This window comes from Streptomyces polyasparticus (assembly GCF_014493765.1).
Classification (GTDB): Bacteria; Actinomycetota; Actinomycetes; order Streptomycetales; family Streptomycetaceae; genus Streptomyces; species Streptomyces polyasparticus.
The window spans coordinates 15369-28106 of record NZ_JACTVJ010000011.1; the positions used below are offsets into that span (position 1 = coordinate 15369).

9 protein-coding genes are annotated in these 12738 nt (G+C 72.1%); 6 read left to right on the top strand and 3 right to left on the bottom strand.

Going from position 1 to position 12738, the window contains the following annotated elements:
• Positions 1-51 precede the first annotated feature (51 nt).
• Together recN and H9Y04_RS22160 are read left to right on the top strand one after the other, a co-directional pair.
• Positions 52-1770 (top strand): DNA repair protein RecN, encoded by a 1719-nt coding sequence (gene recN / locus H9Y04_RS22155; protein ID WP_187816152.1) that lies wholly within the window; start codon positions 52-54, stop codon positions 1768-1770.
• A gap of 224 nt (positions 1771-1994) precedes the next feature.
• A complete protein-coding gene (locus tag H9Y04_RS22160; protein WP_187815732.1) occupies positions 1995-3146 on the top strand; it encodes a glycosyltransferase family 4 protein in 1152 nt (383 codons plus the stop codon).
• A 178-nt stretch (positions 3147-3324) separates the two neighbouring features.
• On the opposite strand, the gene H9Y04_RS22165 is transcribed toward H9Y04_RS22160, so the two are convergent.
• A complete protein-coding gene (locus H9Y04_RS22165) occupies positions 3325-4995 on the bottom strand; it encodes a PucR family transcriptional regulator (protein WP_187815733.1) in 1671 nt (556 codons plus the stop codon).
• 160 nt (positions 4996-5155) lie between these two features.
• Between H9Y04_RS22165 and H9Y04_RS22170 the strand changes: the two genes are divergently transcribed.
• Genes H9Y04_RS22170 through H9Y04_RS22185 form a run of 4 tightly spaced genes read left to right on the top strand, consistent with a single transcriptional unit; the run spans position 5156 to position 9473 of the window.
• Positions 5156-6712 (top strand): APC family permease, encoded by a 1557-nt coding sequence (locus tag H9Y04_RS22170; protein ID WP_187815734.1) that lies wholly within the window; start codon positions 5156-5158, stop codon positions 6710-6712.
• Positions 6713-6747: 35 nt separating this feature from the next.
• Positions 6748-8409 (top strand): flavin monoamine oxidase family protein, encoded by a 1662-nt coding sequence (locus H9Y04_RS22175; protein ID WP_187815735.1) that lies wholly within the window; start codon positions 6748-6750, stop codon positions 8407-8409.
• A gap of 28 nt (positions 8410-8437) precedes the next feature.
• A complete protein-coding gene (locus H9Y04_RS22180) occupies positions 8438-8983 on the top strand; it encodes an RNA polymerase sigma factor (RefSeq protein ID WP_308801066.1) in 546 nt (181 codons plus the stop codon).
• A gap of 28 nt (positions 8984-9011) precedes the next feature.
• Positions 9012-9473: a hypothetical protein gene (locus tag H9Y04_RS22185; RefSeq protein WP_187815736.1), complete on the top strand. Its 462-nt coding sequence runs from the start codon at positions 9012-9014 to the stop codon at positions 9471-9473.
• Here the strand turns inward: H9Y04_RS22185 and H9Y04_RS22190 are convergent, their stop codons facing one another.
• Complete coding sequence (locus H9Y04_RS22190; RefSeq protein ID WP_187815737.1) at positions 9474-10331, bottom strand: alpha/beta fold hydrolase; 858 nt, start codon at positions 10329-10331, stop codon at positions 9474-9476. It abuts the gene before it with no gap.
• A gap of 145 nt (positions 10332-10476) precedes the next feature.
• Positions 10477-12279: a glycoside hydrolase family 15 protein gene (locus H9Y04_RS22195; RefSeq protein ID WP_187815738.1), complete on the bottom strand. Its 1803-nt coding sequence runs from the start codon at positions 12277-12279 to the stop codon at positions 10477-10479.
• Positions 12280-12738: the final 459 nt, after the last annotated feature.

A 12738-nucleotide genomic window follows, 5' to 3' on the forward strand; every position in this document is an offset into this window, starting at 1 on the left:
CGTCGCACATCGGGCCCAGGACCTCGTAAGGTCGTGTCCGTGTTGGAGGAGATGCGGATACGGTCGCTCGGAGTCATCGACGACGCGGTGGTCGAGCTGTCGCCCGGATTCACCGCGGTCACGGGTGAGACCGGAGCGGGCAAGACCATGGTCGTCACCAGTCTTGGGCTGCTGCTCGGCGGACGCGCCGATCCCGCCCTCGTACGGATCGGTGCCAAGTCCGCCGTCGTCGAGGGCCGTATCAGGGTGCCCGCCGACGCCTCGGCCGTGGTGCGCGCCGAGGAGGCCGGGGCGGAACTGGACGACGGTGCGCTGCTCATCAGCCGTACCGTTTCCGCCGAGGGCCGCTCGCGCGCCCATCTCGGCGGCCGCAGCGTGCCCGTGGGCCTGCTCGGCGAGCTCGCCGACGACCTGGTCGCCGTGCACGGGCAGACCGACCAGCAGGGCCTGCTCAAGCCGGCCCGGCAGCGGCAGGCACTCGACCGGTACGCCGGGGACGCGGTGGCCGTGCCGCTCGCCAAGTACGTGGCCGCATACAAGCGGTTCCGCGCCGTCAGCCAGGAGCTCGACGAGATCACCACGCGCGCGCGGGAGCGGGCGCAGGAAGCCGATCTGCTGCGCTTCGGACTCGACGAGATCGCCGCCGTGGAACCGCGGGCCGGCGAGGACGTGGAACTGGCCGCCGAGGCCGAACGGCTCGGTCACGCAGAGGCCCTGGCCTCCGCCGCCACCGCCGCGCACGGCGCGCTCGCGGGCAACCCCGAGGACCCCGAGGGCGTCGACGCCGGGATGCTGGTCGGCGGCGCCCAGCGTGCGCTGGATGCCGTACGGTCCCATGACCCCGCGCTCGCCGGATTGGCCGAGCGTCTCGGGGAGATCGGGATCCTGTTGTCCGACGTGGCGGGGGAGCTGGCCGGCTACGCCGACGATCTCGACGCCGATCCGCTGCGGCTCTCCGCCGTGGAGGAGCGGCGCGCGGCCCTCACCCAGCTGACGCGCAAGTATGGCGAGTCCATCGACGAGGTGCTCGCCTGGGCCGAGACCAGCGCCGCGCGTCTGACCGAACTCGACAGTGACGACGACCGGATCGGTGAGCTCACCGCCGAGCGCGACGCCCTGCACGGTGAACTGGCCGGCCTTGCCCAGGCGTTGACCGACGCGCGCGGCGAGGCCGCCGAGCGTTTCGCCGCCGCCGTCACCGCCGAGCTCGCCTCGCTCGCGATGCCGCACGCCCGCGTCACCATCGCCATCGGCCAGACCGAGGACCCCGAGGGCATCGAGGTCGGCGGCCGGCCGGTCGCCTACACCTCGACCGGTGTCGACGAGGTCGAGCTGCTGCTCGCCCCGCACCCGGGCGCACCGCCGCGGCCCATCGCCAAGGGCGCGTCCGGCGGTGAGCTGTCGCGCGTGATGCTTGCGGTCGAGGTGGTGTTCGCCGGGTCCGATCCCGTACCGACGTATCTCTTCGACGAGGTGGACGCCGGGGTCGGCGGCAAGGCGGCCGTCGAGGTCGGGCGACGGCTCGCGCGCCTCGCGCGCAACGCGCAGGTCGTGGTCGTCACGCACCTGCCGCAGGTCGCGGCCTTCGCCGACCGTCAGCTCCTGGTCGAGAAGACCAACGACGGCTCGGTGACGCGGTCCGGTGTGAAGGTGCTCGAAGGCGAGGACAGGATCCGCGAGTTGTCGCGGATGCTCGCGGGCCAGGAGGACTCCGAGACGGCCCGCGCGCACGCGGAGGAGCTGCTCGCGGCCGCCCGCGTCGAGGGCTGAGCGCCTGGTCCGCCACCCCACGCGCGCACCGGGCCGCTCACCCATGTGGGTGGTCCGCTGCGGCCCCTGGCCGCAGTCGCCACAGGTCGTACCGTCCGGCGGTGCCGGAACGTGCGTACGGACTGGCATCCTTGGCGGAGCACTTCGCGGGCCGCGCCTCGGCGCGCCCGCGCCGCCGGCGCCAACTGCCGGACCATCCACGCCGATTCGGGAGTACCGGGCGAGTGAGCCACCTGAGCAGCCAGCCGTCGCAGGGCAGGAGCCCGCTGCGCACCGTGCAAGTGCTCGGTGGCGGCAGCGCGGGCAGCTCTGTGCACGTCAGGTCGCTCGCCGGGGGACTCGTCGCACGCGGGGTGCGGGTGACGGTGTGCGCACCGCCCGAGCTGGACGAGCGGTACGGATTCACCGCGGCGGGCGCGCAGTTCGTGCCCGTGCCGCGGCGCGCCGACCCGGTCTCCGTGGCCGCGCTGCGGGCCGCCTGTGCCGACGCCGATTTGGTCCACGCCCATGGACTGCACGCCGCCGTACGGTCCTCGCTCGCGCGCGGAAAGAGCGGTACGCCCCGGCGTACGCCCTTGGTGGTGACCTGGCATACGCGGGCGTACGCGGAAGGGGCGCGCGCCCATCTGCTTCGGCTGATCGAGCGGCGGGTGGCCAGGGCCTCGGCCGTGGTGCTCGGCACCTCGTCCGATCTGGTCGACCGGGCGCGCAGCCGGGGTGCACGTGACGCGCGGCTCGCTCCCATCGCGTTCCCCGCGCCGCGCCGGCCCGTGGCGCCCGGGCACGACGATCCCGACCGGCTCAAGCACCAGGCGCGGGCCGAACTGGGCGCCGTGGAGCGCCCGTTGCTGCTCGCGGTCGGCTCCCTGGAGCCGCACCGCGGTTACGACACGCTCCTGGACGCCGCGCGGGCCTGGCTGCGCCTCGATCCGGTGCCGCTGCTCGTCGTGGCGGGCGAAGGGCCCGAACGGGGCGCGCTGCAGCGGCGGATCGACACGGAGGGACTTCCGGTACGGCTCGTCGGGCGGCGTGACGACGTACCCGAACTGCTCACCGCCGCCGATGTGGCGCTGCTGCCCAGCCGGTGGGAGTCGCGCTCCGTGCTCGCCCACGAGGCCCTGCACGCGGGCGTGCCGCTGGTCGCGACGGCCGTCGGCGGGCTGCCCGAACTGGTCGGCGACGCCGCGGAACTCGTCCCGTACGGCGATGCCCGCGCCCTGGCCCGCGCGGTCGAGGTCCTGCTCGCGAACCCCGGGCGGCGGGCGTGGCTGCGGGCGGAGGGTCTTGCGCAGGCGGCGACGTGGCCGACGGAGGACGAGACGGTGGCGCAGATCCTCAGCGTGTACGACGAGTTGACGCAGCCGTTGGTGCGGTGAGGCCTCGGTCTCGCTGTCGGGTGCGGGCCGGTGGCGCCTGCGGCGGGTCTTTCTCCCCGCCCCTTCCCGAAACCGAGGGCTTCGCCCCCGGACCCCTGTTTGCGGAGCCCCCAGGGTGGGTGGGACCGCGGGGGCTTCGCCCCCTGCACCCCCGCATCCGAGCTTCGCTCGGATCGCCTCAAACGCCGGCGGGGCTATGGTTCACCAACCGCCGAGCCCGCAGCGCCAAGCTCAACGCGAGGACCGTCTGCGGGTCGTCCAGGTCCGTGCCCAGGAGTTCGGCGATGCGGGCCAGGCGGTTGTAGAGCGTCTGGCGGTTGAGGTGCAGTTCGCGGGCCGTCTCCGCCTTGCGGCCCGCGTGCGTCAGATAGGTCTCCAGGGTCGGCAGGAGCGGCGCCTTCGAGCGGGCGTCGTGCTCCTGCAGCGGCCCGATCGCCCGCTCCACGAACGCCGCCAGGTCGGGATGCTCGCGCAGCCGCCAGAGCAGCAGCTCCGTGTCCAGGCGCCGCGCGTCGTACCAGGGCCGGTCGGACAGACCCTGCGCGGCCGTCGCCGTCTCGGCCGCGTGCCGCAGCCCCGCCGACGCCGTCACCCAGCCGCCCGCGACCCCGACCACGACCACCGGGGCGCGGCCCGCCGAGCGCATTCCGGCCCGCTCGACCCCCGCCCGCAGCGCGGCCGCGACCCGGTCGGCCACGGCCGTCCGCTCGGACTCCGTACGCAGCCCGAGCAGCAGCGGAACCCGCCCCTCCACCGGCCGTACGCCGACCAGGACCGGCACGCCCACCGCCGCGAGCTCCTCCGAGACCGCCCGCGCGAGCACCGCCCAGCCACCGCCCGGCGCAAAGGCGACCGTGTCGTCCGGCAGCCGCATCACCACCGGGAGCAGCGGTCCTTCGCCGGGCTTGAAGCCGAGCACGCGCGCCTGCCCCGGCGCGCCCTCGGCGGCGATACGGCCTTCGGCGAGATCGGTCAGGAAGTCCCCGCGTCCGCGCGCCGCGAGCTCCTCCTCCTGGCGCGCCTGCATCAGGACGACCGCCAGGATCCCGGCCGCGCGCTCGGCCGCGATCCGGTGCACCGGAAGGAGCGGCGAGCCCACCGCGAGCAGCGCGATACGGGCCCGTACGGTCCCGGCGGCGCTCCCCGCGGAGGCGCCGCCGGACCCGGGCACGTCCACGAGCACCGCGTTCGCCGGCGTCCCCGACTCCTTCGAGCGCCCCCGCAGCCCCTCCCAGACCTGCAGCGGGTCCATCCCGGCGCCGGGTGACCCCGCCCCGTACAGGAGCTGTCCGTCGGCCGTCTCCAGGAACACCGGGTTGGCCGTGAACTCCGCCAGGATCGCCAGGACCTGGGGCACCCCGCCCCCGCCGAGCAGCGCCTGCGTACAGCGCCGGTGCACCTCCTCGGCCTGCTGGAGCAGCGTGTAGTGCCCGTTGACGATCTCGGTGTGGATCTCCTCGGTGACCGTCACGAACGGCACCTCGCGATGCAGCTGGACCAGCGGGAGTCCGGCGGTGCGCGCGGTGTCCACGATCGCGGCGGGCAGCCGGGCGAAACGCGGTCCGAGTTCGACCACGAGCGCCGCGATCTGCCGCTCGGCCAGCTTGCGCACGAAGGCGCGCTGCTCGGCCGGGCGGGTGCCGAGGCCGAGGCCGGTGGTCAGGAGCAGCTCGCCGCCCTTGAGCAGCGAGGCGATATTGGGCACCTCGCCCGCGTGCACCCAGCGCACCGTGCGCTGCAGGCGCTCCGCACCGACGACGACCTCGGGCAGCCCGCTGCGCAGGCCGGGCAGTTCGAGCGCCCGCTGGACCGTGATCCCGCCGCCGTTGGCAGCCCCCTGGATGTTCATATTCCGGACGCTACCTGCGGCTGCGTTTCCGGAACATCACCGGCCGATCACAGCCGCTCGCCCCACTGCTCCGAAGTGGACAACTCGTCGCCCCCACCGGCCGATTGCGCGACTTCCTGTCCGTTGTGGCCTGCGTCACTCCGGGCCAGGCTGCGCGGACATGACAGCTTCCTCCCCGGGTACGGGCGCACCGCAGCGCGAGGTCCACCGCCTCAAGGCGAATTCCGTCGGTCTGGTCGGCGTCGTCTTCATGGCGGTCGCCACCGCCGCTCCGATCACCGCGATGACCGGAAACCTGCCCATCGCCGTCGGCTTCGGCAACGGCACCGGCGCACCCGCCGGCTATCTCTTCGCCACGCTCGTCCTGACGGTGTTCTCGGTCGGCTACGTCGCCATGGCCAAGCGCATCACCGCGGCCGGCGCCTTCTACGGCTACATCTCGCACGGCCTCGGCCGCATCGCGGGCATGGCGTCGGGCATGCTCGCGGTCCTCGCGTACGTGGTCTTCGAGGCCTCGATCGTCGGCGTGTTCTCGTACTTCACCAAGACCACCGTCGCCGACCAGCTCGGCTGGGATCTGCCCTGGATCCTGTACGCGGCCGTGATGCTCGCGGTCACCGGGATCCTGGCGCACTTCGACATCAACCTCACCGCGAAGGCGCTCGGCGTGATGCTGCTCGCCGAGATCGCCGTCCTGTTCGCCGTGGCCACGGCGGTGCTCCTGAACGGGGGCGGCCCCGACGGCATCCCGGTCGAGCCGATCAACCCGAAGAACGCCTTCACGGGCGCCTCGGCGGGACTCGGCCTGTTCTTCGCGTTCTGGTCCTGGGTCGGCTTCGAGTCGACCGCCATGTACGGCGAGGAGTCCCGCAACCCGAAGAAGGTCATCCCGCGCGCCACGCTGATCTCGGTGATCGGGGTCGGCATCTTCTACATCTACGTCTCCTGGATGACGATCGCGGGCAACGGCCTGTCCGGCTCGGTGAAGATCTCCTCCTCCGCGAGCCCGCTCGACCTGTTCTTCGCCCCGGCGAACTCCTTCATCGGCGGCTGGGCCGTGGACACCTTCCAATGGCTCCTGATCACCGGCTCGTTCGCCTGCGGCATGGCCTTCCACCAGTGCGCCTCGCGCTATCTGTACGCCATCGGCCGCGAGGGCTTCCTGCACCCCGCGCTCGGCCGTACGCACGCCAAGCACGGATCGCCGTACATCGCCTCGTACGTCCAGTCGGCCATCGCCGTCGTCCTGGTGGGCGCGTTCTGGCTCACCGACCAGGACCCGTACATCCACCTGTACACGCTGCTCGCGATCCTCGGCACGATGGCGATCCTCATCGTGCAGACCCTGTGCTCCTTCGCCGTCATCGGCTACTTCCGCAAGAACCACCCCGAGGACCGGCACTGGTTCAAGACCTTCACCGCGCCCCTGCTCGGCGGGATCGGCATGATCGCGGTCGTGGTCCTCCTTGTGATCAACATGGAGACGGCTGCGGGACTCGCCGCCGACTCCGTCTTCTTCAAGGCCATTCCCTGGGTGGTCGGCCTCGTCTTCTTCGGCGGCCTCGGGCTCGCCCTGTTCCTGAAGGCCAAGCGCCCGGACAAGTACGAGATCATCGGCCGGATCGTCCTGGAGGAGGCACAGGAGCGCGAGGACGCACCGGAGTCCGCGGTCCCGGCGCAGGCCGACGCGGCCGTCCGCACCGCCGACCACAGCTGACCGTCGCCAAGACCATCTTTGAGGGAGAGCCGTTCATGGCACGCACCAACCCGATGCACCTCCTCAAGCGCCTCGCCGCCGACCACCGCGACGCGGACCGGCTCGGTGTTCCCGTCGCCGAACTGCGCGGCCTGCGCGCCGAAGCCGCGAGGCGCCCCGGCGGCACCGGCCGCCGTGAACTGCTCAAGCGGGCGGCCGCGGTCGGTGCCGTGGCGGGCGCGGGCCTCACCGTGACCGGCGCCCAGGCGGCCGCCGCCACCACGAAGGGCAGCAGGACGGGCGCGGACGCCCGGATCGCCGTGGTCGGTGCGGGCATCGCGGGCCTGACCGCGGCCCTCACCCTCAAGGACGCGGGGCTCGACTGCACGCTGTACGAGGCGAATCCGGACCGCGTCGGCGGCCGGATATGGACCCAGCGCGACCACTGGGCGTACGGCCAGTCCTCGGAGATCGGCGGCGAGCTGATCGACACCGGGCACAAGAAGATGCTCGAACTGTGCCGCCGCTTCGGTCTCGGCGTCGAGGACTTCGCCGCGGCCGGACCGGGCGGCGCCGAGGAGATCCTCTGGTTCGACGGCACGTACTACCCGCGCGCCCAGGCCGACGAGGACTTCAAGGGCGTCTACCAGGCGCTGCGCAGCGATCTGCAGAAGGCCGGGGAGGTGATGTGGAACCAGACCACCGCGCACGGCACGCTGCTCGACAACATGAGCGTGCGCGAGTGGATCGAGTCCCGTGTCCCCGGCGGCTTCGCCTCCAAGCTCGGCCAGTTCTTCGACGTGGCGTACAACATCGAGTACGGCCTCGACACGACCGAGCAGTCCTCGCTCGCGCTCGTCCTGCTCATGGGCTACCAGCCCAATCCCGGCCACTTCAACATCTGGGGCCTGTCCGACGAGCGCTACCACGTCATCGGCGGCAACGACCAGCTCCCGCACGCGATGGGGGACGCCCTGCCCGCGGACACCCTGCGGCACGGCTGGGCCCTGAAGGCCGTACGGGCCAACGGCGACGGCACACAGACGCTGACCTTCGACGAGGGCGGGAGCACCCGCACCGTCACAGCGGACCACACGATCCTGTGCGTACCGCTGCCGATCCTCAAGCAACTCGACCTGTCCCGGGCCGGGTTCGACACCCGGATGCGCAATCTCCTGCGCGACGCCCGGATGGGCACCTGCACCAAGCTCAACATGCAGTTCACCAGCCGCCCTTGGCACGGCACCGGCCCCTGGCCCGGTGTCTCGGCGGGCGACACCTTCACGGGTGACGTGCTCCAGCAGGTCTGGGACACCACCAAGGCGCAGGCGGGCAGCGGCGGCATCCTCATCCAGTTCAACAGCGGCAGCAGGGCCGCGGCCCTCGCTCCCGGCAGCCCGTTCGCCACCGAGTCGGACGCGTACGTACGCACTCTGGCGAACAGCCGGCTCACCGGCATCGACAAGATCTTCCCCGGTACGAAGGCGGCCTGGACGGGGAAGGCCCAGCTCTCGGCCTGGCACCGCAACCCCCTTGCCCAGGGCGCCTATTCGGGCTGGCCGGTCGGCTACGTCAGCCGGTACGCGAACTACGAGGGCACCCCGCAGGGCAATGTCCACATCGCGGGCGAGCACTGCGCGTACGACTTCCAGGGCTTCATGGAAGGCGGCGCCACCGAAGGCGAGCGCGCCGCCCGGGAGGTGATCGGGAAGCTGTAGGCTCCCCGCGACGCCGGGGGAGGGACGAGTGGCCGACGGACCGGGCGGGGACAGCACCCTGTGGGAGACGACGGCCGCCCTCGTACGGGCCGCACAGCAGGGCGACGCCCTGGCGATGGACGAACTCCTGACCCAGGTCACGCCGTACGTCACCCGGCTGTGCCGCCCGATCGCCCCGTCCGACACCGCGGACGCCGTACAGGAATCGCTCATGGCCGTGTTCAAGGCGCTGCGCGGACTGCGCGATCCGGGGGCGTTCTATGGCTGGGTGCGCACCGTCACCGTGCGCGAGGCGGTGCGCGTGGCACGCCGTACCGTGGTCGAGCGCCCCGTCGAGCCCGACGAACTGGCCCGGCTCGGCGGCCTGCGGACGGACGGCGGCACCGAACTGTCGGCGGAGGTCCGCGATGTGCTCTCCCGGCTGCCCGTGCAGTACCGCGCCGTCCTGGTGCTGCGGGAGCTGGAAGGGCTCGACGAGCGCAGCGCGGCCCAGGTGCTCGGCGTCGCTCCCGGCACGGTCAAGTCCCGGCTGCACCGGGCGCGTTCGCTGTTCCGCACGTCGTGGTCGCAGTGAACCCGCTCGGCACCCGTCAGGAGGCGGCATGAGCACGGACCCGGTGACGCGGCTGCGCGTCCTCGCCGCGGGCCTCGGCGCGGGCCTGTACGCCGAGGAGCGGCTCGCCCTGCCGTACGAACAGGTGTGGGCGGTCGCCGCCGACCTGGCCGGCGAGCTGCCTCATCTCGTCCCGCTGCTGCGGGAGTTCCGGGTGCCGCCGGGGGACAGCGACCGCAAGGAGGCGGTCGCTGTGGGACCCCTGCGCACCCGGGACGCCTTCGAGGTACGGCTCGCACCGGGCTGGTGCCTGATGCAGTCCGGCCTGATCGTGGGCGGAATGGCCGCCGTACGGGAAGGGGACGGCACACGCTTCGCCGTGCTCGGCGCCACGCGTCCGTCCGCCCTGCGTCCCGTACAGCGGCTCTACGCGCCCCTGTTGGGGCGGCGGCGCGGCCGGGCCTTCCTGCGCACCGTGGAACAGCGGGCCCGCCTCAGGCCCGGCGCCTGACTACACCCTGGCGAACAGCTTCCTGGCCGCCTCGGCGACCTCCTCGGGCCGTTCCTGCGGCAGATGGTGACCGGCCCCGGGCACGATCCGCACGGTCAGATCGTCCGACCTGCTCTCCCCGCCGGCCAGCAGCGACGGAGCGATCACCGGATCCTGCGCACCGCCGAGCAGCACCGTGGGCACCCGCAGCCGGTGCTGCTTCCAGGAACCCCGCAGCAGCCCGGGCACATCACGCAGCACGTACTGCCAGAACATCGCCTGCCCGGCCTGCGCACTCACCTGCGCCGCCGCCGCGAACTCCGTGAGTTCCTCCGGCCGCCAGACCGCCGGATCGGCGACCTGCCGGCGGAGCAGAAAGCGCGTGAAGCCGGGCCAGTGCCGCAGCACGAGCCGGCCGAGCACCGGGTACTCCAGGAACGCGGTGAACCACATCCGCCACAGATTCGGCACCACGGCCCGGTGCCGCGGCCAGGGGTGCGTCATGTTGAGCGCCAGATACCCGGAGAACCGCTCGGGCGCGCGCAGGCACAGCCGGAACCCGACATGCGCTCCCCAGCTGTGCCCCACGAGCCCCACCCGTTCCAGACCGAGCGCGTCGAGCAGCGCGAGCATGTCCGCGGCCAGACCGTCCGCGTCATAACCGCGCCTCGGCCGCTCCGACCATCCGAAGCCCCGCAGATCCGGCACGATCAGCCGGTGCCCGTCCGCGAGCAGCGCGGCCACCTTGCGCCAGCCGTACCAGTGCTGCGGAAAACCGTGGAGCAGCAGAAGCGGTGCGCCCCTGCCGTACTCCGCGATATGCAGCCGCGTGCCGCGCACCTCCACCCACCGGTGCGTGGCGCCTTCGTCATCCGGCATGGGCCTGCCGGAAACCGTCGTGTCGTGCCCAGGAGCAGAAACCACGATGCGTCCCTCTCGCCTGCGCGCGGATCGCTGTCGATTCCGCGTCGGCAGGCCAGGAGGGACGCATCGCCCGAAAGGTTCCCGGCAATTGCCGAGCGTGCTAACCCCCGTACGCCCCCGAGGCCGTGAGCCGCAGCGCCGTGTCGATCAGGGGCACATGGCTGAACGCCTGCGGGAAGTTGCCCACTTGGCGCTGCAGCCGCGGATCCCACTCCTCGGCGAGCAGCCCGAGATCGTTGCGCAGCGAGAGCAGCTTCTCGAAGAGCTCACGTGCCTCGTCCACCCGCCCGATCATCGCGAGATCGTCCGCCAGCCAGAACGAACAGGCCAGGAAGGCCCCTTCGTCGCCCTCCAGACCGTCCACGCCCGCGTCGTCCCCGGAGGTCGGATAGCGGAGCACGAAGCCGTCCTCCGTGGACAGTTCGCGCTGGATCGCCTCGATCGTGCCGACCACGCGCTTGTCGTCCGGCGGCAGAAAGCCGACTTGGGGGATGAGCAGCAGGGACGCGTCCAGCTCCTTCGAGCCGTACGACTGCGTGAACGTGTTCCGCTCCGAGTCGTAGCCCTTCTCGCAGACATCGCGGTGGATGTCGTCGCGCAGCTCGCGCCACCGCTCCAGGGGCCCGTCCGCGTCCCCGGACTCGATGAGCTTGATGGTCCGGTCGACCGCGACCCAGGCCATCACCTTGGAGTGCACGAAGTGCCGCCGCGGGCCGCGCACTTCCCAGATGCCCTCGTCGGGCTGGTCCCAGTGGGTCTCCAGGTAGCGGATCAGCTTGAGCTGGAGCAGGGACGCGTAGTCGTTGCGGGCGAGCCCGGTCATGTGCGCGAGATGCAGCGCCTCGGTGACCTCGCCGTACACATCGAGCTGCAGCTGGTGCGCGGCCCCGTTGCCGACGCGTACCGGCTGGGAGTTCTCGTATCCGGGCAGCCAGTCCAACTCGCTCTCGCCGAGCTCCCGTTCACCGGCGATTCCGTACATGATCTGCAGGTTCTCCGGGTCGCCCGCCACCGCGCGAAGGAGCCACTCGCGCCAGGCGCGGGCCTCCTCGCGGTAGCCGGTGCGCAGGAGCGAGGAGAGCGTGATGGCCGCGTCGCGCAGCCAGGTGAAGCGGTAGTCCCAGTTGCGGCCGCCGCCGATGTCCTCGGGCAGCGAGGTGGTCGGCGCGGCCACGATCCCGCCGGTCGGCGCGTAGGTGAGCGCCTTCAGCGTGATCAGCGAACGGACCACGGCCTCGCGATAGGGCCCGTGATACGTGCAGTGCTCGACCCACTCGCGCCAGAACTCGCTGGTCGCCTCCAAGGCCGCCTCCGGCTCGGGCAGCGGCGGCGGCTCCTTGTGCGAGGGCTCCCAGCTGATCGTGAACGCGAGCCGGTCACCGGGTCCGACGGTGAAGTCCGAGTACGTCGTCAGGTTCTTGCCGTACGTCTCCGCCGGGGTGTCCAGCCATACGGAATCGGGCCCGGCGACCGCCACCGTGCGCCCGTCCACCTTGTGCACCCAGGGCGTGATCCGCCCGTACGAGAAGCGCATCCGCAGCGCGGAGCGCATCGGCACCCGGCCGCTGACGCCCTCGACGATCCGGATCAGCTGCGGTGCGCCGTCGCGCGGCGGCATGAAATCGGTCACGCGGACCGTGCCGCGCGGGGTGTCCCACTCGGACTCCAGGATCAGGGAGTCACCGCGGTAGCGACGCCGGTCGGCCGGCGGCGGTTTGTCGTCGGAGCCATGCGCGGGTCCCAGGCGCCAGAAGCCGTGGTCCTCGGTCCCGAGCAGGCCCGCGAAGACCGCGTGCGAGTCGAAACGGGGCAGACAGAGCCAGTCGAGCGAGCCGTCTCTGCAGACCAGCGCCGCTGTCTGCATGTCCCCGATCAGTGCGTAATCCTCGATGCGCCCGGCCACGTGCAATCTCCAGTCGAACGGCCACTTCCGCCCCCTCGGGGCGCTTGCGTTGCAGTCAAGGGTCGTTGACGAGCTCTTGGGTCCGGAAACGGGCGGGATGGTGCCTTCGCCGGCCGGCTCGCAGCGTATTCCGAGCAGGGTACGCGCACCCTAATGATCTGCACGGGGCCGTAGGCAAAGCGGTTCGGCCGAACGGGTGAGGGCTTGGTGATCTCCGCAATCCTGCGTACGGGGCGTCAACCCACGGCCACGGAACGTGCCGGTCCGGTGAGGTTCCGGGGTGGTCCCGGTGTGGCTTCGCGGGTGGCCGGAAGCAGGCTCCCCGTGTCGCTGATACCCTGGTAGCCCGTGGACCGGTGGTGGAAAAACCCCCGAACCGCAGCGACGGCACCTCCCCTCCGGACCTCCGGAGAGACCTGGAGACGCCGGTACGCACGTCACTTCGCGACCACGGGAGCC